The organism is uncultured Flavobacterium sp., assembly GCF_963975515.1.
Classification (GTDB): domain Bacteria; phylum Bacteroidota; class Bacteroidia; order Flavobacteriales; family Flavobacteriaceae; genus Flavobacterium.
Window position 1 is genome coordinate 26,981 of the sequence record NZ_CAXBGY010000001.1, and the last position, 23,975, is coordinate 50,955.

Annotated in this window: 21 protein-coding genes; 16 read left to right on the plus strand and 5 right to left on the minus strand. The window is 30.5% G+C overall.

Annotated elements, in window-relative coordinates; translation table 11 throughout:
• Positions 1 to 122: 122 nt before the first annotated feature.
• The 4 genes from AAC008_RS00105 to lon all read left to right on the plus strand — a co-directional run bounded on the left by AAC008_RS00105 (position 123) and on the right by lon (position 5,910).
• Positions 123 to 941 carry a M48 family metallopeptidase gene (locus tag AAC008_RS00105; RefSeq protein ID WP_339886676.1) on the plus strand — a complete coding sequence of 273 codons (819 nt, stop codon included), beginning with the start codon at positions 123 to 125 and terminating at the stop codon, positions 939 to 941.
• A gap of 59 nt (positions 942 to 1,000) precedes the next feature.
• The gene (locus AAC008_RS00110; protein ID WP_339886677.1) at positions 1,001 to 2,317 is read left to right on the plus strand and encodes an MFS transporter; all 1,317 of its coding nucleotides are present in this window, start codon (positions 1,001 to 1,003) and stop codon (positions 2,315 to 2,317) included.
• Positions 2,318 to 2,351: 34 nt separating this feature from the next.
• Positions 2,352 to 3,260, plus strand: coding sequence for a DUF6252 family protein (locus AAC008_RS00115; protein WP_339886678.1), 909 nt, complete (start codon positions 2,352 to 2,354; stop codon positions 3,258 to 3,260).
• A gap of 196 nt (positions 3,261 to 3,456) precedes the next feature.
• Positions 3,457 to 5,910 carry an endopeptidase La gene (gene lon, locus AAC008_RS00120; protein ID WP_339886679.1) on the plus strand — a complete coding sequence of 818 codons (2,454 nt, stop codon included), beginning with the start codon at positions 3,457 to 3,459 and terminating at the stop codon, positions 5,908 to 5,910.
• A 63-nt stretch (positions 5,911 to 5,973) separates the two neighbouring features.
• Here the strand turns inward: lon and AAC008_RS00125 are convergent, their stop codons facing one another.
• The gene (locus AAC008_RS00125; RefSeq protein ID WP_339886680.1) at positions 5,974 to 6,354 is read right to left on the minus strand and encodes a RidA family protein; all 381 of its coding nucleotides are present in this window, start codon (positions 6,352 to 6,354) and stop codon (positions 5,974 to 5,976) included.
• A gap of 47 nt (positions 6,355 to 6,401) precedes the next feature.
• Entirely contained in the window at positions 6,402 to 9,050 is a 2,649-nt protein-coding gene (locus AAC008_RS00130; protein WP_339886681.1) for a putative LPS assembly protein LptD, read from the minus strand.
• A gap of 116 nt (positions 9,051 to 9,166) precedes the next feature.
• On the opposite strand from AAC008_RS00130, the gene AAC008_RS00135 reads away from it, so the two are divergent.
• The 10 genes from AAC008_RS00135 (at position 9,167) to bshA (ending at position 19,668) form a co-directional block, all read left to right on the plus strand.
• Positions 9,167 to 10,300, plus strand: coding sequence for an N-acetylmuramoyl-L-alanine amidase (locus AAC008_RS00135; RefSeq protein WP_339886682.1), 1,134 nt, complete (start codon positions 9,167 to 9,169; stop codon positions 10,298 to 10,300).
• 47 nt (positions 10,301 to 10,347) lie between these two features.
• A complete protein-coding gene (locus tag AAC008_RS00140) occupies positions 10,348 to 11,301 on the plus strand; it encodes an MlaD family protein (protein WP_339886684.1) in 954 nt (317 codons plus the stop codon).
• Between the two features lie 12 nt (positions 11,302 to 11,313).
• Positions 11,314 to 12,618 (plus strand): (Fe-S)-binding protein, encoded by a 1,305-nt coding sequence (locus tag AAC008_RS00145; RefSeq protein ID WP_339886686.1) that lies wholly within the window; start codon positions 11,314 to 11,316, stop codon positions 12,616 to 12,618.
• Between the two features lie 73 nt (positions 12,619 to 12,691).
• Positions 12,692 to 13,138: a phosphoheptose isomerase gene (locus AAC008_RS00150; protein WP_339886687.1), complete on the plus strand. Its 447-nt coding sequence runs from the start codon at positions 12,692 to 12,694 to the stop codon at positions 13,136 to 13,138.
• Between the two features lie 53 nt (positions 13,139 to 13,191).
• Positions 13,192 to 13,983: a (Fe-S)-binding protein gene (locus AAC008_RS00155; RefSeq protein WP_339886688.1), complete on the plus strand. Its 792-nt coding sequence runs from the start codon at positions 13,192 to 13,194 to the stop codon at positions 13,981 to 13,983.
• An 84-nt stretch (positions 13,984 to 14,067) separates the two neighbouring features.
• Entirely contained in the window at positions 14,068 to 14,550 is a 483-nt protein-coding gene (locus AAC008_RS00160; RefSeq protein WP_339886689.1) for an ABC transporter ATPase, read from the plus strand.
• Positions 14,551 to 14,612: 62 nt separating this feature from the next.
• The gene (locus AAC008_RS00165) at positions 14,613 to 17,540 is read left to right on the plus strand and encodes a glycoside hydrolase family 3 N-terminal domain-containing protein (RefSeq protein ID WP_339886690.1); all 2,928 of its coding nucleotides are present in this window, start codon (positions 14,613 to 14,615) and stop codon (positions 17,538 to 17,540) included.
• Positions 17,541 to 17,568: 28 nt separating this feature from the next.
• Positions 17,569 to 17,979 carry a DUF2007 domain-containing protein gene (locus AAC008_RS00170; protein WP_339886691.1) on the plus strand — a complete coding sequence of 137 codons (411 nt, stop codon included), beginning with the start codon at positions 17,569 to 17,571 and terminating at the stop codon, positions 17,977 to 17,979.
• 29 nt (positions 17,980 to 18,008) lie between these two features.
• Positions 18,009 to 18,464 (plus strand): DUF1801 domain-containing protein, encoded by a 456-nt coding sequence (locus AAC008_RS00175; RefSeq protein WP_339886692.1) that lies wholly within the window; start codon positions 18,009 to 18,011, stop codon positions 18,462 to 18,464.
• A 64-nt stretch (positions 18,465 to 18,528) separates the two neighbouring features.
• Positions 18,529 to 19,668, plus strand: a complete 1,140-nt coding sequence (gene bshA, locus AAC008_RS00180) for an N-acetyl-alpha-D-glucosaminyl L-malate synthase BshA (protein WP_339886693.1) — start codon at positions 18,529 to 18,531, stop codon at positions 19,666 to 19,668.
• A gap of 69 nt (positions 19,669 to 19,737) precedes the next feature.
• Here bshA and AAC008_RS00185 read toward each other — a convergent pair whose 3' ends face one another.
• A complete protein-coding gene (locus AAC008_RS00185) occupies positions 19,738 to 20,244 on the minus strand; it encodes a hypothetical protein (RefSeq protein ID WP_339886694.1) in 507 nt (168 codons plus the stop codon).
• 108 nt (positions 20,245 to 20,352) lie between these two features.
• The gene (locus AAC008_RS00190) at positions 20,353 to 21,150 is read right to left on the minus strand and encodes a hypothetical protein (protein ID WP_339886695.1); all 798 of its coding nucleotides are present in this window, start codon (positions 21,148 to 21,150) and stop codon (positions 20,353 to 20,355) included.
• Between the two features lie 100 nt (positions 21,151 to 21,250).
• Between AAC008_RS00190 and aroC the strand changes: the two genes are divergently transcribed.
• Positions 21,251 to 22,312: a chorismate synthase gene (gene aroC / locus AAC008_RS00195; protein WP_339886696.1), complete on the plus strand. Its 1,062-nt coding sequence runs from the start codon at positions 21,251 to 21,253 to the stop codon at positions 22,310 to 22,312.
• Positions 22,313 to 22,328: 16 nt separating this feature from the next.
• On the opposite strand, the gene AAC008_RS00200 is transcribed toward aroC, so the two are convergent.
• On the minus strand, positions 22,329 to 22,472 hold the full coding sequence (locus tag AAC008_RS00200) for a hypothetical protein (protein WP_339886697.1): 144 nt from the start codon (positions 22,470 to 22,472) through the stop codon (positions 22,329 to 22,331).
• Between the two features lie 157 nt (positions 22,473 to 22,629).
• Here AAC008_RS00200 and AAC008_RS00205 point away from each other — a divergent pair, with 157 nt between their 5' ends.
• Entirely contained in the window at positions 22,630 to 23,946 is a 1,317-nt protein-coding gene (locus tag AAC008_RS00205; RefSeq protein ID WP_339886698.1) for a T9SS type A sorting domain-containing protein, read from the plus strand.
• Positions 23,947 to 23,975 lie beyond the last annotated feature (29 nt).

Sequence of the window (23,975 nt, forward strand, 5' to 3'; positions counted from 1 at the left end):
TGGATAAAATTAATAATTAACGTTGTTTTATAAAACTTCCTCTAAAGTTTATATAATTTAAATTAGGCATTATTTTTGTTAGAATTTTTTTGTATTTTTATAAAATAAAATTTTGAAAGATTATGAATAATAGAATTAAAATTGTTTTAGGATTATTATTACTTGTGGTAATATCGTGTGCTAAAAATCCTTTTACAGGTAAAAGCACAATGGCTTTTGTGCCAAATAGTCAAATTTTCCCAATGGCTTTTCAAGAATATGATGCTTTTTTAACTGAAAACAAAATTCTTAAAGGAACTAAAGATGCAAATCGTATTGAGTCAATTGGTATGAAAATTAAGACGGCTGCTGAGCGTTATTTGACAGCTAATGGAAATGCAGGTTATTTAAAAGATTACCAATGGGAGTATAATTTAGTAGACGATCCAACTGTAAATGCATGGTGTATGCCAGGTGGAAAAATAGTTTTTTACACAGGAATTTTACCAATATGTAAAGATGATGCTGGAATTGCAGCTGTAATGGGGCATGAAGTTGCTCACGCATTAGCAAATCACGGTCAACAAAGAATGAGTGCTGGTTTATTACAACAAGTAGGTCAAGTTGGAGCAGCAATCGCAGTTGGAAATAAAAGTGCTGAAACTCAAGCATTAGTGATGCAAGCTTACGGAGTTGGTTCTCAAGTAGGAGGAATGTTACCTTTTAGTCGCTCTCACGAAAGTGAAGCGGATATGATTGGTTTAACATTAATGGCTATTGCAGGTTATGAACCGATGAACGCTGTTTATGTTTGGGAAAGAATGTCTGCAAACTCTAATGGAGGTGCTCCACCAGAAATATTAAGTACGCATCCAAGTAATGAAACAAGAATTAGAGAATTAACGGCACTAGTTCCTCAAGCAAAAAAAGAAGCTGCTAAATTTGGTGTTACTTTTAAATAGTTTAAAATAATAATGTATATTCGAAGTCCCATTTCTATGGGACTTTTTAATTTATATATATGGCAAATTTAGAGAAAGGAAATAAAAAATTAGGGACCGCATGGGCTTTTTATGATTGGGCGAATTCAGTTTATAATTTAGTAATTTCATCAGCTATTTTTCCTATATATTATGGCGCTTTATTTAAAATAAAAGGAATAACTTCTGTCCAGTTTCTAGGCTTTGAAGTAAAAAACACGGCTTTAATTAGTTTTGTAACAGCCTTTGCCTTTTTAATTGTAGCTATAATGTCACCTTTACTTTCTGGAATTGCAGATTTTGCAGGAAATAAAAAGCGATTTATGCAATTCTTTTGTTATTTAGGAGCATTGTCTTGTATTGGCTTATCCTTTTTTACCTTAGATAATTTATATTTTGGAATTTTATGTTTCTTTTTTGGACTGATAGGTTTTTGGGGAAGTTTGGTTTTTTATAACTCCTATTTACCAGATATTGCTTTTCCAGAACAACAAGATAAATTAAGTGCAAAAGGATATTCATTAGGCTATATAGGTAGTGTAATTTTACTACTATTCAATTTAGCAATGGTCATGAAACCTGATTTTTTTGGTATTATGGGAGAAGATGCAGCTATGAAAGCCATGCAATATTCGTTTATTTCTGTCGGAATTTGGTGGATAGTTTTTAGTCAATATACATTCTATTATTTACCTAAAAACGCAGTAAATAATAAGGTTACAAAAAATGTTATTTTCAATGGCTATAAAGAATTAAAAAAAGTTTGGCACCAACTAGAAGAAAATATAATTTTAAAGAAATATTTACGCAGTTTTTTCGTTTATAGTATGGCTGTTCAGACCGTTATGTTGGTTGCAACATATTTTGGGGAACAAGAAATTGCATGGGAAACAGATAGCCAAAGAACAACAGGATTGATAATAAGTATTCTTGTGATACAAATTGTAGCCGTTTTTGGCGCAATTATCACTTCAAGAGTATCAGAAAAAATAGGTAATATAAAGGCTTTAATAATTATAAATTCTATTTGGATAGTAATCTGTATTTACGCTTATTTTGTGGTTAGTCCAGTGCAGTTCTATATTACGGCTGGGTTTGTAGGTTTAGTTATGGGAGGAATTCAATCTTTATCACGTTCCACTTATTCTAAATTATTGCCAGACACAAAGGATACTACCTCATTTTTTAGTTTTTATGATGTAGCAGAAAAAATAGGAATTGTTATTGGAATGGGAATATTCGCAACTATAGATCAAATTTCAGGTTCTATGCGAAATGCGATAGTATTTTTAGCCGTATTTTTCATTATTGGAGTTTTTCTATTAACTAAGGTCCAAAAAATTGTGGTAAAAAAATAAAAAGTATATATTTGAAAAAAATAATTTAATAAAAATGAAAAAATCAATATTATTTAAAAGTTTAATTGTTCTATTTTCAATTGTTTCTTTTGTTTCTTGTGAAACGGAACCTTTAGATCCAGCTATCGATTTAACAGCTTTAAACCCAAACAACCCTAATAACCCAAACAATCCTGTTGGATCATTTACAGCAAAAATTGATGGTCAATTATGGACAGCTCAGTCTACAGCTGCTCTTATTGGAGGTAATCTAATAGCTATAAATGCGACTATAGGTGGAGACAATGGTGAAAGCTTTTCCTTCCTAATTGATGGAGTAGCAACAGGCACTTATCCTGCAAATGAAAATATATTAACATACTCTCCTGCTGGAACTGATTTTGGTTGGTCTTCATTAAATTTTGATAATCCAACAGAAAATACAGGTTCTATAACTATTACTTCTATAAATACTGTAAATAAAACTATTTCTGGGACATTTTCTTTTAAAGGATATTGGTCAGATGATACTCCTAATATTGCTCCAAAAAACATTACCGAAGGTGTTTTTACAAACATTACATATGAAGATTATGTGGATACAAACAACGATACTTTTTTTGCAAAAATTAACGGAACAGAGTTTGTTGAAACTGATATTTTAGCTGTAACAGTTAATGGAGTTATTGGTATTGGAGCTGCTAACACAAATGACCAAAGCATAACCATTGGAGTAGATGAAAATATAACACCTGGTACATATACAATTACGGGCAATATCGCAACCGATATGGTTCAGGCAACTTATAAACTAAACAGTACAACCTCTTTAATGTCAAATTCTGGAACAGTTACTATTACAAGTATTACCTTGGATAGAGTAATTGGAACTTTTAGTTTTAATGTAGTAAATGGATCAACACCTTATGTTATTTCTGAAGGTGCTTTTGATGTAGTATACTAAAAAAATAAATTCATAAAATTAAATCCGTCTAAGTTTTGTTTAGACGGATTTTTTATGGCATAAAACTTGACTTTATAAAGTGAAGCATTATAATACAACCTATGTGTAATCTGATTTTCAGTATTTTATAGTAAATTTACTTTTAAAAGAAGCTTCAAGAATATGATGTTTAATGACAAAATGACCTAATATAACTATGTCGAACCAAAAAATATTTTCAATTGACAACTTGTCACTACAAGAAATTCAATCTGATGCCGAATTAATTCCATTAATGACTCCAGAAGACGAGGAGGAAATGAATAATGAATCTTTACCAGAGGATTTAGCCATACTTCCTTTACGAAATACTGTTTTATTTCCAGGTGTCGTAATTCCGATTACAGCAGGAAGAGATAAATCTATCAAGCTTTTAAATGATGCTAATGCCAAAGGAAAAATAATTGGAGTAGTATCACAAATCGATGAAGACGTTGAGGAACCTACTTCAAAAGATGTTCATAGAGTAGGAACAGTAGCTCAAATTATGCGTGTTTTAAAAATGCCTGATGGAAATACAACTGTAATTCTTCAAGGTAAAAAACGTTTTGAAATAGATAAATTCACGCAAGAAGAACCTTATTTAAGAGCTACAATTAAAGAAGTTGTAGAAAAACGTCCTGATGCAAATGATGACGAATTCAAAACTATTGTTGATTCAATCAAAGAACTAGCAATTGAAATCATAAATGAAAGTCCAAATATTCCTTCAGAAGCTACTTTTGCTATAAAAAACATCGATAGTAATCCGTTTTTAATCAATTTTGTTTCTTCCAACATGAATTTAAATGTAAAGGAAAAACAAGATTTATTGCAAATTGGAGATTTAAAGGAAAGAGCCTTAGAAACGCTTCGTTACATGAATTTAGAGTTGCAAAAATTAGAACTTAAAAATGATATTCAATCAAAAGTAAGAACCGATTTAGACCAGCAACAACGCGAATATTTCTTGCAACAACAAATGAAAACCATTCAAGAAGAATTAGGTGGTGTTTCGTATGAGCAAGAAATCGAAGAAATGCGTACAAAAGCAAAAACAAAAAAATGGAATAAAGAAGTTGAGAAACATTTTGAAAAAGAACTTTCAAAATTACAACGTACTAATCCAAACGCTCCAGATTTTGGAATCCAGCGAAATTACCTAGAATTATATCTAGAATTGCCTTGGGATGAAGTTACTAAAGATAATTTTGACCTAAAACGTGCTCAAAAAATCATTGATAGAGATCATTTTGGACTTGAAGATGTAAAGAAACGTATCATCGAACATTTAGCGGTTTTAAAGCTAAGAAATGATATGAAATCGCCAATTCTATGCCTATATGGTCCTCCAGGAGTTGGAAAAACTTCTATCGGAAAATCTGTAGCAGAAGCACTTGGACGTGAATATGTTCGTATTTCATTAGGTGGTTTGCGTGATGAAGCAGAAATTCGTGGACATAGAAAAACTTATATAGGAGCAATGCCTGGTAGAATTATTCAATCTATAAAGAAAGCAAAAACTTCAAACCCAGTATTTGTATTAGATGAGATTGATAAGTTAAGCTCTAGTCATAGTGGTGATCCTTCATCAGCATTGTTAGAAGTATTAGATCCAGAGCAAAATAGTGAATTTCATGATAATTTCTTAGAAATGGGTTATGATTTATCTAAAGTGATGTTTATTGCAACCTCAAATAGTTTATCAACTATTCAACCTGCTTTGAAAGATAGGATGGAAATCATAAAAATGTCGGGTTACACTATTGAAGAAAAAATCGAAATAGCTCACAAACACTTATTGCCAAAACAATTAAAAGAACACGGTTTAACCAATAAGCATTTAACTATTGGTAAAAGAGAACTCGAAAAAATTGTTGTGGGTTACACAAGAGAGTCTGGTGTTCGTGGTTTAGAAAAGAAAATTGCAGAAATGGTAAGAAATGCTGCCAAATCGATAGCAATGGATGAAGAATATAATGTAAAAGTTACGGCTGAAGATATTTTAAGAGTTTTAAAATCACCAAGATTAGAAAGAGATAAATACGAAAATAACGATACAGCTGGTGTTGTAACAGGTTTAGCTTGGACATCCGTTGGAGGAGATATTTTATTTATAGAATCACTTATTTCAAAAGGTAAAGGTGCAATGACAATGACAGGAAACCTTGGAACTGTTATGAAAGAGTCGGTAACGATAGCTTTAGAATATATAAAAGCAAATGCTGAATTATTAGGAATAAAAGATGAAGTGTTAGAAAAATATAACATTCATATGCATGTTCCAGAAGGTGCAACTCCAAAAGATGGACCAAGTGCTGGAATTGCAATGTTAACGTCTATGGTATCTTCTTACACACAAAAAAGAGTAAAGAAAAATTTAGCCATGACGGGAGAAATTACTTTACGTGGAAAAGTTTTGCCTGTTGGAGGAATTAAAGAAAAGATTTTAGCCGCAAAAAGAGCAAATATTAAAGAAATCATTTTGTGTAATGAAAACAAACCCGATATTGAAGAAATCAATCAAGATTACTTAAAGGGACTAACATTTCATTATGTAGATAAAATGAGCGAAGTAATTGACATTGCTATTTTAGATCAGAAAGTAAAAAACGCAAAGAAGTTAGATTAATTTTCTTTTAAAATAGATATAAAAAAAACGTTACAAATTGAACTTTCAACTGTAACGTTTTTTTTATTTAATTGCCAACATTGAAATCTCAATGTTTACATTTTTAGGCAAGCATGCTACTTGAACAGTTTCTCTTGCTGGAGCCGTTTTTTCGTCAAAATAAGTACCGTAAACAGCATTTATTTTAGCGAAATCACCCATATTCATAATAAAAATAGTAGTTTTTATTACGTTTTCAAAAGTCATTTCGGCAGCCTCTAAAACTGCTTTCATGTTTTCCATTACTTGTTTTGTTTCTTCTTCTATAGAATCTAAAACCAATTCACCTGTTGATGGATTTATAGCAATTTGCCCAGATGTGTATAACGTGTTCCCAACTAAAACCGCTTGATTGTATGGGCCAATAGGAGCAGGAGCTTTGTCAGTAAATATTATTTTTTTCATGTATATTGAACTTGTTTCAGTATCTCTCGATACTTTTTTATTTTTTATTATCTTAAAACTCTATCTGGCACTTTATTTTTATCCCACTTGATATCACTAAGAATAGAAGAACTAATACCAATAAAGAATCCCCAATAAGCATTTGTACCATAAGGAACCCAGTTAAAACTCATTCGCCAACTTTCTAAATCTCTTTCAAATCTTAACTGTGTAAAAGTAACTCCATCTTGTGCAAAATCGTATCCTGTAGAAACTCCAACTTTCCATCGAGGAGCAAGTTCTACATTTCCAGAAACCATTAACGAGTTGTTGCTAATTTCACTTTGTCTATTGCTGTTATTATAAGTTACTGAATAAGCAAATTGCAAATCCCATGGAATCTTATTTTTATATAAATCAGTAGATTTTTTTTCCTCTTTATCATCTTTATTATTATCAAAAAGACTTTGTCTGTTATCATTTAAATCAGTTGCTTTTCCAAATAAATCATCAGATCTTCCACCATTTAATTCATTTTGAGATTTAGTTTTGTTGTTTCCGTCAGAACCACTGCTTGTTAATGAATAATTAATTTGCATATTGGCACTTGTCATTCTAAAAAGACTTCCACCATTATCAATATTAAAAGTATTTATTCTAGTTCCACTGTTATCAATGGCATAAGGATCTAGATTAGTTCCGAAATTAATATTCATTTTATCTTTCAACAATGTTGTTCCACCACTAATAGATAATGGCTGCAAGGCTAAAGAATCAGCAGTTATATTATAAGCAGATGAAAGGTTTAAATTGCTAAGTAACATTACTTTTTTAATTTCTTCTTTTCCCGTTTTTTTATCTATTTTTTTAACTTTTGCTTCAAATGAATTTCCTACTCCAAAACCAATACTACTAGATTTGTTTAAACCAGGAGCACCATAAACTCCGCTCTCAAAACGAGTGTATTCTGCCATTGTTGTTCCAGTAGCATCAATAGCATAGGTATCATAATATTGTTCAAAACTTGGACTGTAATTATAAGAAATAGAAGGACGCATTACGTGTCTAATGGCTTGAATTTTTTTATCTTCTCCAAAATCAAAAGTTCCATAAACAGTTGTTCCTAAATTCGAATTAAAATTATAAGTTCTAAAAGCACCAAACTCATCCACACGAGTAGTTACTACTTCATTTTCTATAGAACTATATGATTTTCTAACCGTATTAAATGCCCATGTTTCACTAAAATTTGTACTTGCACTTACACTAAAATATTTAAATACTTTAAAGTTAGTACTCAACGGAATAGAATGTTGAAATCCTGCTTTTCCGTCTCTAAACATTTGAGGTTTAAAAAACAAGGAGTCAGACGTTACGATTTCGTTTTTACCATTTAGATTATATTGAAAATTAATATTTTGAAAAATTCCTTTTTTAGTCCCGTTTTTGGGAGCAAATGGATAGATTCTATCTACACTACCTTGAAAAGTTGGTAATGTCATATTAATTTGTTCTGTATTTGTATTTTGAGAATGCGTAGCAGTAACCGAAAGGTTTACTTGAGGTAAAGTAGGTATTGTTTTAGAATATGAGACAGATGAAGATAAATTATTATTAATGGCAGATCCTACATTTGATAAGTTTAATGAATTTCTAAAATATTGGCTACTAGAAACGTTGACCGATGCAGAAAATCTTGAATTTGCAGCTGCTTTTTGATCTTGACTATGACTCCATTGAATATTGTATTGCTTAGATTTTACATAATCCGGAAAACCTCTTTCACTTTGAATCTGATTTTCATAACGAAGATTAATTCTTCCACTAAATTTATAACGTAAAGCATAACTGCTTTCTGCTCTTAAACCATAACTTCCATTAGTATAATAATCTCCTAATACCGCTAAATCATAGAATTTACTCAAAGCAAAATAATAACCACCATTTTGAAGAAAATAACCTTGTGAATTACTTTGTCCAGGAGCTGGTAAGATAAAACCTGAAATGCTTTCTTCTGACATTGGAAAATAAGCAAAAGGTACTCCAATTGGTGTAGGAACATCAGCAATTACTAAATTTGTTAAACCTGTAACTACTTTTTTTCCAGGAACAAACTTAATCTTTCGAGCTAAAAAATAGTATTCTGGGTTGTCTACATCTTTTGCAGTGGTAAAACGTACATCCTTCATGAAAATAACAGAATCATTTTCTCGTTTTGAAACGGCAGCTTTAAAATTCAGTTCTCCTTGTTTTGATTTAGAATTCCAAATGATAGCTTTTTTAGTTTTTGTATTAAATCGTATCGAATCAGGTTCAATTAAATTTGCTCCTTGTTTAAAGGAAGGATATTGAGTATAATTTCCAACGCTATCTTTTAATCGACCTGCATTTACTTCATTAGTTTCGTAATTTAGTACAATAATTCCTGCTTTTAATTCGATATCTTTATAATAAAGTTCAGCTTCGTCGTACAAAGTCATCTCTTTTTTGCGTTGATCAATCTTTTCGTAGCCTTTAGCTTTACGGTTTACAATACCTTCAAGGATTGCTTTCTTTTTCTTAGTCGAATCTACTTTTGTAGTATCTTTAATTGTTAATAACTCATTGGCATTAACTTGTAAGGTCTCTTTTGCAGTAATCTCTTGCGAAAAAGACGCAGTCGTTCCAATTGTTAGGAAAATGGAAAAAAAAACGATATGGATAGTCTTTAAATACAATGCTTTTGTGCTATTTTTGTATAATTATGGCTTAGTTTTTGAAGGGTCAAACTTACATATATTTTTTTTAAAAATTATAGTGTTAGTAAAATTATAACATTCAATATTTTCAAATTATGAAAATTTTATATTCAAAGTCTTTTTTTTCAGTTGTTTTGCTGTTTTTTGTTAGCATAATTTATGCCCAAAATACAAAATTTAAAGTTGTTCTTGATGCAGGACATGGAGGAAAAGATTATGGTGCAACCTATCATGGTAATGTAGAAAAAAACATTGCCCTTAAAACAGTTTTAAAAGTTGGTGAAATTTTAGAGAAAGATCCAAACATTACGGTTGTTTATACAAGGAATAAAGATGTCTTTGTCGAATTAGATGATAGAGCTACAATTGCCAACAAGTCAAAAGCCAATATATTTGTTTCAATGCATTGTAACGCAAATGCTAATACGTCAGCTGCTGGAAACGAAACGTACGTAATGGGTATTACAAGAAATGCTTCTAACTTAGAAGTTGCAAAGAAAGAAAACTCTGTTGTAACCCTTGAGGATGATTATGAAATAAAATATGAAGGTTTTGATCCAAATTCTCCTGAATCTGTGATCGGAATTTCTATCTTACAAGAAGAGTATCGCGAATTAAGTGTCGAATTAGCCGCAAAAGTGCAACAAGCTTTTACTAAAAAAACATCATTTAGAAATAGAGGAGTAAAAGAAGCTGGGTTTCTTGTACTAAGAAAAATAACAATGCCAAGAGTTTTAATTGAAATGGGTTTCGTTTCAAATAAAGAAGAAGGTGCTTTTTTAAATTCGGATAAGGGACAGGATAAATTAGCCGAAGCCATAGCAAATTCAATTTTAGAATATAAAAAAGAATACTTTATCTCATCAGCAACTGTCATTGATAAAAACAAAGTGGAAGAAAAAGCGGAAGACAAACCACAACAAATTATTGTAAAAACTGAAGAAACAAAAGTTGTAAGTACAAATTCAACTAAAGACAACTTAGTTTTTAAAGTTCAAATTTCGGCTAGTAGTAGAGATTTAGAAACTTCTCCTTCAAATTTTAAGGGCTTAAATAACGTTACTAAAGAAAAAGGTTCCGTTATTTTTAAATATTTTTATGAAGAAGCAAAATCATATACTGAAGCCAAAAAGAACTTAGAAGTAGCTAAAGAAAAAGGATTTAATTCGGCTTTTATTGTTGCCTTTAAAAACGGTGAAAAAATAAATATTTCAGAAGCGTTAAAATAAACTTGGCTTTATAGTTTATAAATAATAAATTTGCTAAAAAAGAAACATTGAAACTATCAAGAGAAATTAAAACAGCCATATTAGTTATTTCTTCTATATTATTATTTATATGGGGTTATAGCTTTTTAAAAGGCAAAGATTTATTTGTCAATTATAAAACATTATATATCAAATACGATAATGTAGAAGGTTTAGAAACTTCTTCTATGGTTTCTATTAACGGAAAAACAGTTGGGAAAGTTATAGCAATTAATTTAGACAAAAACTGGAAATCTATTGTGGAAATCCAAATTGATGGTGACTATGATATTGCAAAATCAAGTATTGCTCAAATATACGCTCCAAGTCCAATTGGTGGTAAACACATTGCAATTTTGCCTGGTGAAGGAACCGATATCGTTAAAGATGGTGATTTTTTACAATCTGCTTCTAAATTGGGATTGACTGAAGAATTATCTTCACAATTAATTCCGTTAAAAGATAAAGTTGATGTTCTTTTAGATAATGCTAATAAAATGCTAGTTAATCTAAATCAAGTATTAGACGTAACAACTCAAGCGAATCTTAAAAGTAGTATAGCTGAATTAAATAAAACATTAACAGAATTTAGTCAAATGTCAAAATCGGCTAATCAAATGTTAGCAGAAAATAAAAGCAAACTAAGTTCTACGCTCACAAATTTCGATAAAACTTCGGCTAACTTTGCAGCCATGTCAGATTCTTTAGCAAAAGCTAATTTAGGTCAAACAGTAAAAAACCTAGAAAAAACACTTTCTTCAGTTGATAAAATTATGTCAGATGTAGAATCGGGAAAAGGAACAATGGGTAAACTAATGAAGGATGATAAAATGTACACCAATTTTACAAATGCTTCAAAAGAATTAGAATTATTGCTAGAAGATTTACGACTACATCCAACCAGATATATTAATGTTTCTGTTTTTGGAAAGAAAAACAAACCTTACGTAGCACCTATAGAAGAAGAATTAACTAAAGAATAAACATCATTTAAAATGAATTATATAGACAATATTTTATTTGCAATTATTTTATGTATTGGAATAGGTTATTTTGCAATGAATGTAAAAAAACTAGTTCGCAACATAAAACTAGGAAACGATGTAAACCGTAAAGACAATCCGTCTGCTCGTTGGAAAAACATGGCTATGATTGCTCTTGGTCAATCAAAAATGATTAAACGACCAATTGCAGGTTTTCTTCACATTATTGTATATGTTGGTTTTGTTATCATTAACCTTGAAGTATTAGAAATAATTATTGATGGTTTATTTGGAACACATCGTATATTCTCATTTTTAGGTGGTTTTTATGATTTCTTAATTGGTTCATTTGAAATTTTAGCTTTATTAGTATTAGTAGCCGTAATTGTTTTTTGGATAAGAAGAAACGTAATTAAGCTAAAGCGATTTATGAATCCTGAAATGAAAGGTTATGCCACAAATGATGGAAATATTATTCTTTATTTTGAAATAGTTTTAATGACTTTATTTCTTGTAATGAATGCAACCGATACACATTTTCAAGTAAATCATTCAGGAAATGTAATTTCTCAATTTATAGCTCCATTATTTTCTGATTTTTCTGAATCTACATTGCATATTATAGAAAGAACTGCTTGGTGGATGCATATTTCAGGAATTTTGGTTTTCTTGAATTATTTATACTTCTCTAAACATTTACATATTTTACTTGCTTTTCCTAATACTTATTTTGCTGATTTAAATCCAAAAGGTGAATTAGATAATTTAGAAAGTGTAACCAACGAAGTAAAATTAATGATGGATCCAACTGCTGATCCATATGCTGCACCAGCAAATCCAGACGCAGTTCCTGCAAAATTTGGAGTAAGTGACGTACAAGATTTAAATTGGGTACAATTGCTAAACGCATATACTTGTACAGAATGTGGGCGTTGTACTTCATCATGTCCAGCTAATATAACAGGAAAAAAATTGTCTCCTCGTAAAATTATGATGGATACAAGAGATAGATTAGAAGAAGTTGGAAAAAATATTGATAAAAACAAAGGGGTTTTTATACCAGATAACAAATCGTTATTAAACGATTATATTACTGCTGAAGAGCTTTGGGCTTGTACATCTTGTAATGCTTGTGTAGAGGAATGTCCAGTAAATATTAGTCCGTTATCAATTATTGTTGATATGAGAAGATATTTAGTAATGGAACAAAGTGCTGCTCCAATGCCAATAAATGCTATGATGTCAAATATTGAAAATAATGGTGCACCATGGCAATATAACCAACAAGACAGATTAAACTGGAAAGACGAAAACTAGAAAACCAACAATATTTTCATAAACGTGAGACTTGGAAATGTTAATATAAATTTGAAATAATTAATTAACAAAAATGAAATCAGAAAAAATCGACAAGAATTTAAAAGAATTAACCATTAATGGTGAAAAATTAAGCCCAGTTTTACCAGACGGAATTAAAAATTACTTAATTGATATTGACGGAACTATCTGTGATGATATTCCTAATGAAGAACCAGAAAGAATGGCAACAGCTGCTGTTTATCCAGATGCATTAAAAACGTTAAACGGTTGGTATGGTGAAGGTCATGTTATTTTCTTTTTTACATCACGTACAGAAGCACACAGAGAAGTCACAGAAGAATGGTTAAAAAGACATGGTTTCAACTATCATGGAATGTTAATGGGAAAACCTCGTGGAGGAAATTACCATTGGATTGATAATCATTTAGTTAAAGCCACAAGATATAGAGGTAAATTTACTGATTTAGTAGATAAAGAAGTTACAATTCAAGTTTTTGATGATGAACATCACGAATAGATTTTAGTAGAAAGTATTAAAGTCAAAGTTAAACGAATAAACATATAAATAATATGTCAGAAAATATAGTAGTGCCAACAATGGCAGAAATGCTAGCTCAAGGTAAACAACCAGAAGTTCTATTTTGGGTAGGTTGTTCAGGAAGTTTCGATGATAGAGCCAAAAAAATAACAAAAGCATTTGTTCGAATTTTAAATCGTGCAAAAGTTAATTTTGCTGTTTTAGGAACTGAGGAAAGTTGTACTGGTGATCCAGCAAAACGTGCTGGAAACGAATTTTTGTTTCAAATGCAAGCCATGATGAACATTGAAGTTTTAAATGGTTATGAAGTTGGAAAAATAGTAACGGCATGTCCGCATTGTTTCAATACCATTAAAAATGAATATCCTGAATTAGGGGGAAGATATGATGTTATGCATCACACAGAATTTCTAAAATCATTATTAGATGATGGAAGATTAACTATTGAAGGTGGACAATTTAAAGGAAAACGTATAACTTTTCACGATCCATGTTATTTAGGTAGAGCCAACAATGTTTATGAAGCACCAAGAGATTTAATTCAAAAATTAGACGTAGAACTAACAGAAATGAAACGTTCTCGTGCTAATGGATTATGTTGTGGAGCAGGTGGAGCACAAATGTTTAAAGATGCAGAACCAGGAAACAAAGAAATAAACATAGAGCGTACAGAAGATGCAATGGAAACAGTACCAGATATTATTGCTACAGGTTGTCCATTTTGTAACACTATGATGACAGATGGCGTTAAAAACAAAGAAAAAGAAGCTACTGTAAAAGTAATGGATATAGCTGAATTAATAGCAAATGCTCAGGATTTATAAATTAAGGTAATTGGTTAAAGATAATTGGTCAAAGGTTCTACTTTTGCCCATAACCTAAAACCCATAACCCATAACCACAAAAAAATGTATATTCCTTTCGAAGATTTACCAGGGCACTCAAAAATATGGATTTATCAAGCCAATAGAAAATTGTCTGATAACGAAGTAACAGAAATAACTGAAGCCACCAAAGAATTTGTAGAAAATTGGGCTGCACACGGAACATCACTTGAAGCTTCTTTTATATTAAAATATAATCGTTTCATTATTTTAGCTATTAATCAAGATGTTCATGCTGCATCGGGTTGTTCTATAGATAGTTCTGTTCAATTTATTCAAAATTTAGAAGCTAAATACGAAATTGATTTATTAGATAAAATGAACGTAACCTACAAGACAGGTGAATTCATTGCTTTTAAAACACTTATTGAGTTTAAACAATTGGCTAAAAGCAAATCCGTTTCAGAAAATACTATAGTATTCAATAATTTAGTAAATACCATAGAAGAATGGCAAGATTTTTGGGAAGTACCAGCTAATGAGAGTTGGCACAGTAGGTTTTTCTAAAAAACAGATACTTATTCAATCATCATTATCCTTTTTTTAATGATGATTTTTAATTTACAACTATGTTAAAATATAATTTAGTCCTTTTATTTATTCTTGTTTCGCTTTTTAATTATAATAGACCCATTCATTTTTCTGAAAAAGAAAAAATTGAGGTTAAAGACATTTATGAAGAACAGCGATGGGTAGATAGTGTCTATAAAAAAATGTCTTTTGATGAAAAAGTTGGTCAACTATTTATGGTTGCAGCTTATTCAAATAAAGATGAAGCCCATTACAGAAGTATAGATAAATTGGTGACTGATTATAAAGTTGGAGGTTTAATATTTTTTCAAGGTGGTCCAGTTCGTCAAGCTGAATTAACAAATAGATACCAAAGTAAATCAAAACTACCTATGCTGGTTGGAATTGATGCTGAATGGGGTTTAAGTATGCGTATTGATTCTACGTATAAATATCCTTGGAACATGACACTTGGAGCAATTAAGGATAATTCTCTTATTGAAAAAATGGGAGAACAAATGGCTGAACAATCTAAACGTTTAGGCATTAACTTTACTTTTTCACCAGTTGTTGATATTAATACAAATCCAAACAACCCTATTATTGGAAATCGCTCTTTTGGTGAAACTCGCGAAATAGTTACTGAAAAAGCATTGGCTTATATGACTGGACTTCAAAATAACGGTGTTTTTGCAACAGCAAAACATTTTCCTGGTCATGGAGATACATCTTCGGATTCTCATCATACATTACCAACTGTTGCTTTTTCAAAAGAACGTATTGATAGTATTGAAGTATATCCATATAAAAAACTAATCGAAAAAGGCTTAGCCAGTGTAATGGTTGCGCATTTGAATGTTCCTAGTTTAGAATCTCAACCTAATTTGCCTTCATCACTTTCAAGTAAAGTTGTAACTGATATTTTAAAAAATGATTTAAAATTCGAAGGTTTAATTTTTACAGATGCTTTAAATATGAAAGGAGCAAGTAACTTTAAACAACCAGGAGATATTGATTTAGCTGCTTTTTTAGCAGGAAATGATGTCTTGTTATTTTCTGAAGATGTTCCAAAGGCCTTGCAAAAATTTAAAGAAGCTTATAAAAAGAAGACACTTACCGAAAAGCGTTTGGCTTATTCTGTAAAAAAGATTTTGAAGTACAAATTCAAAGCGGGTTTAAAGAATTACAAACCTATAACGTTAGAAAATTTATACGAAGATTTAAACAAACCTGAATTTGATGCTTTAAACGAAAAATTATTCGAAAACGCAATTACAACACTACAAAACGTAGGCGAAATTATTCCAATCGCATCATTAAAAACAGAAAAAATCGCTTATGTAAAAATTGGTGATGATTCTAATGAAGTATTTATTAAATCTTTAAACGAATACACTAAAGTTGAGGATATTACAGGAAGTTCAATAGAAGTTGTACTTTCTAAACTACAAGATTATACCAAAGTAATTATTGGTTTTCATAAAGTAGATAATATTTGGAAAAAAAATAATCCTACTAGTGAAGAAATTCGTTGGATTAACTCTATTTCAAAGCAAAAGAAAACTATTTTAACGTTTTTTACAAGACCTTATTCTTTATCTTCAGCCATTGATTATACAACACTTGATGGAGTTATTATGGCTTATCAAAACAATAATTTTACGCAGAAAATTGCTTCAGAGATTATTTTTGGTTCAACAGGTTCAAAGGGAAAATTATCGGTCTCAATCAATGATAATTTTCCAGTAAACACTGGATTTGATACAAAAGAAATTAAACGTTTAGGATTTGATAGTCCAGAAAATGTAGGTATGGATGGTTCAAAATTAGCTCAAATTGACTCCATAATTAATGGAGCAATAAAAGATAATATGACGCCAGGTGCCCAAATAGTAGTAGCCAGAAGAGGTAAAGTTATTTATCAAAAATCCTTTGGAAATCATACTTATAAAGATAATAATCCTGTTAAAGATGATGATTTGTATGATGTGGCTTCGTTAACTAAAGTGCTTTCAACTTTACCTAATTTAATGCAATTATACGATAAAGGAGAAGTTACTTTAAGTGCAAGATTAGGTGATATGTTACCTGCTTTTAAAGGATCAAATAAAGAAGATGCTACTTTGTTAGATATGTTAACACATCAAGCACGTTTTCAGCCTTGGGAACCTTTTTATGTAAAAACTTTAGACGCTACTAAACATCCTGATACAAAATACTACAGAAAAACACCTTCAAAAGAATTTCCTTTTAAAGTTGCCGAAAACCTTTATATAAGAAAAGATTTTAATGATACTATTATAAGTACTATTGCAAAGAGTAAGTTGTTATCATCTAAACAATACAAATACAGTGATTTTTCATTCATTTTATTAAAAGAATATTTAGAACTAAAAACGCAAAAAAAATTAGATGTTCTTGCTAATGAAAATTTCTATAGTTTAATGGGAATGAATCATACGACATACAAACCTTTAGAAAAATTCTCATTAGGACAAATTATTCCAACTGAGGAAGATAAATATTATAGATATCAAACTGTTCAAGGAAATGTTCATGATATGGCAGCAGCTATGCAAGGAGGAGTTTCAGGTCACGCTGGATTATTTTCAAATGCTTTAGATGTGGCTAAAATGATGCAAATGTATTTGCAAAATGGCGTTTATGGTAACAATAGATTCTTCTCTGAAAAAACAATGAACGCTTTTAATACTTGTTATTATTGTGATGAAGATAACCGAAGAGGCGTTGGATTTGATAAACCGCAATTAGGTAATGCTGGTCCAACTTGTGGTTGTGTTTCCATGACAAGTTTTGGGCACACTGGTTTTACAGGCACAATGGCGTGGGCTGATCCAGAAAAAGAAATTGTTTACGTATTTTTATCAAACAGAACGTATCCAGATTCAAATGCTGCAAATCGTTTGTCTAGAGCAAATATTCGCGAAAATATTCAGAAAATTATTTACGAGAGTATTAGGGATTAATAGATTTTAGATTTTCTGATAATTTGTTATGGAATTAATAACAATAAAGACATTTGACAATGCAATTGATGCACACCTTTTAAAACTAAAATTAGAAAGTGAAAGTATTCCTTGTTATCTTTTTGATGAAAATATGGTTTCAATTAATCCTCTATATAATGTTACTGTTGGAGGTATTAAATTGAAAATTAATGCTTTTGATAAAGAAAAAGTTATTCAAATTATATATGAGATCGAAAGTAAAAAATTTACTAACGATAATGATGATGAAATTTATTGCCCTAATTGTAACTCAAAAGACTTATATTCAGATTTTAAATCAGTGAAAAGTTTTAAAGGTTTTATGTCTATTTTTTTTTCATTATTACTTTTCATTTACCCTTTATATTTTAAAAGAGTATATAAGTGCAAAAAATGTGATTATGAATTTAATAGATAATTAAAATTTAATAAATTAACTTTTTCAAAATGATATCAAAAGCCACGACACCAGAACAATACATAGCAGAATTACCAGAAAATAGAGTAGAAGCAATCAATAAGCTACGAAAAGTAATCAATGATAATTTACCAAAAGGATTTAATGAAGAGATGAGTTATGGAATGATTGGTTATGTTGTTCCTCATTCAATTTATCCAGCGGGTTATCATTGTACTCCAAAATTACCTTTGCCCTTTATGAGCTTTGCTTCTCAAAAAAATAGTGTAAACTTCTATCACATGGGAATTTACGCAAATCCTGAATTGCTAAATTGGTATACATCAGAATATCCAAAATACTGCACAGCTAAATTAGATATGGGAAAAAGCTGCATTCGTTTCAAAAAAATGGATCAAATTCCTTTTGATTTAATTGGCAAATTAGTTCAAAAAATGTCAGTTGAAGATTGGATAAAGTGTTATGAAGCTAACTTTAAGCGATAATTTAACAAAGTTTTACTTTTTCTTCTTTTTAATAATAGTATTTTTATGAAAAATATATATTTAGATGAAAATCGCAATAGTTTGTTATCCAACTTTTGGTGGTAGTGGTGTTGTAGCTACCGAATTAGGTTTAGAATTAGCCAAAAAAGGACACGAAATCCATTTTATAACTTACAGTCAACCAGTACGTTTGGCACTTTTAAACAGTAATTTACATTACCACGAAGTACACGTTCCAGAATATCCTTTATTTCATTATCAACCTTATGAGTTAGCCTTGTCAAGTAAATTAGTTGATATGGTAAAATTGTATGATATTGATGTATTACACGTACATTATGCAATTCCTCATGCATATGCTGGTTACATGGCAAAACAAATGTTGGCAGATGAAGGCATAAAAATCCCCATGATTACAACACTTCACGGAACGGATATTACTTTGGTTGGAAATCACCCATTTTATAAACCAGCCGTGAGTTTTAGTATTAATAAATCTGATATTGTTACAAGTGTTTCAAGTAGTTTAAGAGATGATACTTATAGACTTTTTGATATTAAAAAAGAGATTGTAGTTATTCCAAACTTTATTGAGCCTAATAAATCTTCTTCTGATGAAGTTAAAAAATGTGATAGAGGTATGATGGCTTCTGAAAACGAAAAAATTATTACGCATATTTCAAATTTCAGAAAAGTTAAGCGCATTGATGATGTTGTAAAGATATTTTATAACATTCAAAAAGAAATTCCATCAAAAATGATGATGGTTGGAGAAGGACCAGAAAAGCAAATGGCAGAAGATTTGTGTTATTCTTTAGGAATTCAAGACAAAGTAATCTTCTTTGGAAATAGTTCTGAAATTGACAAAATTTTATGTTATTCGGATTTATTTTTATTACCATCTGAAACCGAAAGTTTTGGTTTAGCTGCTTTAGAAGCAATGGCATGTGGAGTTCCTGTAATATCTAGTAATTCTGGAGGTTTACCTGAAGTAAATATTGAAGGTTATTCGGGATATTTAAGTGATGTTGGAGATATTGATGCCATGAGTAAAAATGCCGTTTCCATTTTAAAAGATGAAAATAAACTTAAAACATTTAAAGAAAATGCAAAAGAAGTTGCTTCACGATTTGATATTTTAAATATTGTTCCTATGTATGAAAAGGTTTATCAAGAAGCTATTGATGCGTACAAAAAAGAATAATCATAAAAATACCCCCAAATAGTTTCTAACTTTTTGGGGGTATTGTATTTTTTTTGATATTAATTAATATTAATTAAATCTATATCTGATTCCCAAAGCAATGTCTGGTCCAAAATTATCTTCTCTATAATCATCAGAATTAAAGTAAATTTCAGGTCTAATGTCTAAAGATAATTGTATAGGAGCTTCTCTAAAGTTATATTCAATTCCTAAATCTCCAGCTACAAATAAAATTGTTCCACTATCTTTATATCTGTCATTACCAATTTTTCTGTCATAGCTCCAACTACCAACTCCACCACCAACACCAGCGTACCAATTAAAACCACCTTCAATATTCCAAACCCATTGGTAAATACCAGTTAATTTAAAAGCATCATAATCTTTTCTGTTTCTAAAACCTAAGTCTAATTCTAAACGATTGTTTCCCGATAAGCCTCTTTGATACGATATTTCACCACCAAATCCATCACTATCACCTAATCTAAGACCTAGTGCATTTTTAGCAATGTCTTGCGCTTGAGAACTAAAAGCTATTCCAAATAGCATTATAGCAGATAAAAGTACTTTTTTCATATTATTTTAATGTTTAAAATTTATAGTACAAATATAAATGAAAAATTTGAGACAAAGATTACATAATTCCTATACAACTTTTCAAAATTAACATATCCGATGATTTGCTTAATTTATCTGATAAACATCCAAAAATTCTTCTTGAGTTTGACTTCCTGATTGGGGTATTGGTAACGTAATTGGCAAAGAACTACTCAAAGTATAAGAAATATTTGTTAAATTATAAACCATCCCTATGTTCTTACTATAATATTGAGTTGAAACTAATACATTCTGAGCAGGCATAACTTCTAAAACAGCAAAACCAACGTCTGCAGTTATTTTAAGATTTAATATAACTTTAGTTTTAGTAATATTTGAATAAGTAGCGCTATTTGAGGTTAAAGAAGATTGAGATCCATCTGAAACAGACTTTAATATATAAGTAAACGTTAATGGAATGCCATCATAATCCTGTGTAAAAGAACCATTTGTTGAACTTAATTCTTGTCCAGCTGTAGCATTTTCTTTTAAAATTATAAAATCAGAAACAGAAAACCCAAGAGGAGTAGGTAGTCCAGCACTAAAATTTACCGAACCTGTAATTCTCATTTTATTCCCATCAATACGTAATCCATTATCTTTCAGCGTTCCAGAAAAGAAACCATTAGCAATAGTTAATGTTTTCATCTTTTTAAAAGCAACAGAATTAATAAGCGTGTCATTTCCTACATAAACAGAATCTCTTGCAAAAGATTCAGGTGTATTTGATGTCTCATGATTAAATACATCATAAGCCCAATAATTTCCAGAAACAATTGGCAAAGAGGTAGCTGGCTCTCCATTATCTTCACCAGATGAATCATCTGAACTACAAGATAAAGTAAAAATTGACAAAGCTAAAAGAAGAAATAATTTTGATTTCATGGTATTTATTTTTTGCTAATATAATTAAAATTTAGTTCCCTTGGATTGTATGATAAATTACTGGTATAATTTTTTTACTTTTGTTTATAAATAAAATGCTATGTCTGGAAATACTTTTGGAAAATTATTTAAGCTAACTACTTTTGGAGAATCTCATGGTGAAGCCCTTGGAGGAATTATTGATGGATGTCCTGCAGGAATAAATATTGACTTTGATGCTATAAGAAAAGATATGCAACGAAGAAAGCCCGGACAATCGGCTATTGTTACACAAAGAAAAGAAGAAGATGAAGTACAGTTTTTATCAGGAATTTTCGAAGGAAAAACTACAGGAACACCAATTGGTTTTATAATTCCCAATACCAATCAAAAATCAAATGATTATTCAGAGATAAAAGACACTTATCGTCCTAGTCACGCTGATTATGTTTATGAAAAAAAATATGGCATTCGAGATTATCGAGGTGGTGGAAGAAGTTCAGCCAGAGAAACAGCCAGTAGAGTAGTTGGTGGTGCCATTGCAAAACAAATTATACCTAAAATTAAGATTACCGCTTTTGTCACTTCCGTTGGAAATATTTTCATAGATAAACCTTATCAAGAATTAGATTTTTCTAAAATAGAAAGCAATGCTGTTCGTTGTCCGGATGAAGCTACAGCTTTAAAAATGGAAGACTTTATTAAGGAAATTAAAAAACAAGGGGATACCGTTGGCGGAACAATTATGTGTGTTATTCAAAATGTACCAATTGGTCTAGGTGAACCTGTTTTTGATAAATTACATGCTGATTTAGGAAAAGCTATGCTATCAATTAATGCTGTAAAAGGCTTTGAATTTGGAAGCGGTTTCTGTGGAGCAAAAATGAAAGGAAGCGATCATAATGATTTGTATAATGAAGATGGAACAACAAAAACAAATCTTTCAGGAGGAATTCAAGGAGGAATAAGTAATGGAATGGATATCTATTTTCGAATAGCCTTTAAACCCGTTGCAACATTAATCCAAAAACAAGAAGTATTGACTAATTCAAATGAAATAATAGAGCTTCAAGGAAAAGGTAGACATGACCCATGTGTATTACCAAGAGCAGTTCCTATTGTAGAAGCTATGGCAGCCTTAGTAATAGCAGATAACTTTTTGTTAAATAAAATTTATAACTAAAAAAAAAAAGCGAATACTAATTGTTTTCTTTTTTCTTTTTATCTGTATTCATCAATAAGAAAACAACACCTACTAACCCTAAAATAACAAGGGTAAAGATTACTATCATTATAAATGCTCCATTTCCCCAATTAACAAGTGGCAAAGCTAAATTTCTCATTTTTTAAGTTTTTATTGATTATTAGAACAAAAATAATTATTTAAGATTTGTTTAAATATGATAAATATCATAACTGTTAAAAAAATGTCAATTGATAATTCTTACTTTAATTTTTAATACATTTACATTATATTAATCAAAATTAAACTACATTATGATGAAAAAATTACTTTATTTATTATTAATTGTGCCATTTATTTCAAATGCACAATTTTGGACGGAGAAAGCTACAACATTTACTACAGCTAGTAGAGGAATTAGTGGGATTTCTATTGTTGATGCCAATACAGTTTGGGTAAAGGCTTATGATGGTACAGCGGCAGCCGTAACAACGGTTAAAGAATACGCAAAAAGTACAGATGGTGGAAATACTTGGACTTCTGGAACAATGGGACTTGGATTTGGAAGTGGAGGTTTAGGAATTGGAAACATTACTGCAGTTTCTGGAACTACGGCTTGGGTTTCTGCTTTTCCTGATACTGGTGGTATTGGAGGAATTTGGAAAACAACAGATGGAGGAACTTCATGGACAAAACAAGCAACAGCACTATTTAATACTGGATCAGATTCTTTTACAAACTTAGTTCATTTTTATGATGCTAATAATGGGGTTTGTCAAGGTGATCCTGCTAGTGGTTATTTCGAAATATATATTACTTCAGATGGTGGTACTAACTGGACACGAGTTCCTACAGGAAGTATACCAACCCCTTTAACGGGAGAATATGGTTATACAAACAATTATGAAGTAGCTGGTGGAACAATTTGGTTTGGTACAAATATGGGTAGATTATTTAAATCAACTAACATGGGTGTCACTTGGACTGTAACTCAATCACCTTCAACAGATTTTGGAAGTGCAACTGTAGGTGCTAGTTATACTTTTTCAGATGCAAATAAGGGAATTTTATTAACAAATGCAGGTGTAATGTACAAAACTGTTAATGCAGGAACGACTTGGACTCAACAGGCTTTTTCAGGACCAGTTTTCTTAAGTGATATAGCATATGTTCCTGGAACTACAAGATTGGTTTGTACAGGAGCAGCAACAGGATCTTCTGGTTCAGCTTATAGTTTAGATGATGGATTAACTTGGGTTGCTATTGATGCTCTTCAACATACTGATGTTGCTTTTTTAAATGCTACTACAGGTTTTACAGGTGGTTTTAATGTTTCTGCAACTGTTGGTGGAATTTCTAAATATACAGGAACAGTTTTACCAAGAGAATCTTTCGAAGCTAATGGTTTTTCTGTGTATCCAAATCCAATAAACGATAACTTTTCTATTCAAAATGGAAATAACATTACAATTTCTGGTTTAACAATTTCTGATATTAACGGAAGAACTGTTAAAACTCTTAATGTAAATACAATAGAAAATCAAATTAATATTTCTGACCTTAATTCAGGTGTATATTTCTTAAATATCACTTCTGATAAAGGAACAGCTACAAAGAAAATTATTAAGAATTAGTTTTTTTAATAATTGTTAATCGGTTTTTA

Excerpts from the sequence above, each read along its gene's own strand:
- AAC008_RS00105 (WP_339886676.1), top strand. The coding sequence starts at position 123 with ATGAATAATAGAATTAAAATTGTTTTAGGATTATTATTACTTGTGGTA.
- AAC008_RS00170 (WP_339886691.1), top strand. The coding sequence starts at position 17,569 with ATGGAATTAATAACAATAAAGACATTTGACAATGCAATTGATGCACAC.
- AAC008_RS00110 (WP_339886677.1), top strand. The coding sequence starts at position 1,001 with ATGGCAAATTTAGAGAAAGGAAATAAAAAATTAGGGACCGCATGGGCT.
- AAC008_RS00205 (WP_339886698.1), top strand. The coding sequence starts at position 22,630 with ATGAAAAAATTACTTTATTTATTATTAATTGTGCCATTTATTTCAAAT.
- lon (WP_339886679.1), top strand. The coding sequence starts at position 3,457 with ATGTCGAACCAAAAAATATTTTCAATTGACAACTTGTCACTACAAGAA.
- AAC008_RS00175 (WP_339886692.1), top strand. The coding sequence starts at position 18,009 with ATGATATCAAAAGCCACGACACCAGAACAATACATAGCAGAATTACCA.
- AAC008_RS00200 (WP_339886697.1), bottom strand. The coding sequence starts at position 22,472 with ATGAGAAATTTAGCTTTGCCACTTGTTAATTGGGGAAATGGAGCATTT.
- aroC (WP_339886696.1), top strand. The coding sequence starts at position 21,251 with ATGTCTGGAAATACTTTTGGAAAATTATTTAAGCTAACTACTTTTGGA.
- AAC008_RS00145 (WP_339886686.1), top strand. The coding sequence starts at position 11,314 with ATGAATTATATAGACAATATTTTATTTGCAATTATTTTATGTATTGGA.
- AAC008_RS00165 (WP_339886690.1), top strand. The coding sequence starts at position 14,613 with ATGTTAAAATATAATTTAGTCCTTTTATTTATTCTTGTTTCGCTTTTT.
- AAC008_RS00125 (WP_339886680.1), bottom strand. The coding sequence starts at position 6,354 with ATGAAAAAAATAATATTTACTGACAAAGCTCCTGCTCCTATTGGCCCA.
- AAC008_RS00135 (WP_339886682.1), top strand. The coding sequence starts at position 9,167 with ATGAAAATTTTATATTCAAAGTCTTTTTTTTCAGTTGTTTTGCTGTTT.
- bshA (WP_339886693.1), top strand. The coding sequence starts at position 18,529 with ATGAAAATCGCAATAGTTTGTTATCCAACTTTTGGTGGTAGTGGTGTT.
- AAC008_RS00190 (WP_339886695.1), bottom strand. The coding sequence starts at position 21,150 with ATGAAATCAAAATTATTTCTTCTTTTAGCTTTGTCAATTTTTACTTTA.
- AAC008_RS00160 (WP_339886689.1), top strand. The coding sequence starts at position 14,068 with ATGTATATTCCTTTCGAAGATTTACCAGGGCACTCAAAAATATGGATT.
- AAC008_RS00185 (WP_339886694.1), bottom strand. The coding sequence starts at position 20,244 with ATGAAAAAAGTACTTTTATCTGCTATAATGCTATTTGGAATAGCTTTT.
- AAC008_RS00155 (WP_339886688.1), top strand. The coding sequence starts at position 13,192 with ATGTCAGAAAATATAGTAGTGCCAACAATGGCAGAAATGCTAGCTCAA.
- AAC008_RS00150 (WP_339886687.1), top strand. The coding sequence starts at position 12,692 with ATGAAATCAGAAAAAATCGACAAGAATTTAAAAGAATTAACCATTAAT.
- AAC008_RS00115 (WP_339886678.1), top strand. The coding sequence starts at position 2,352 with ATGAAAAAATCAATATTATTTAAAAGTTTAATTGTTCTATTTTCAATT.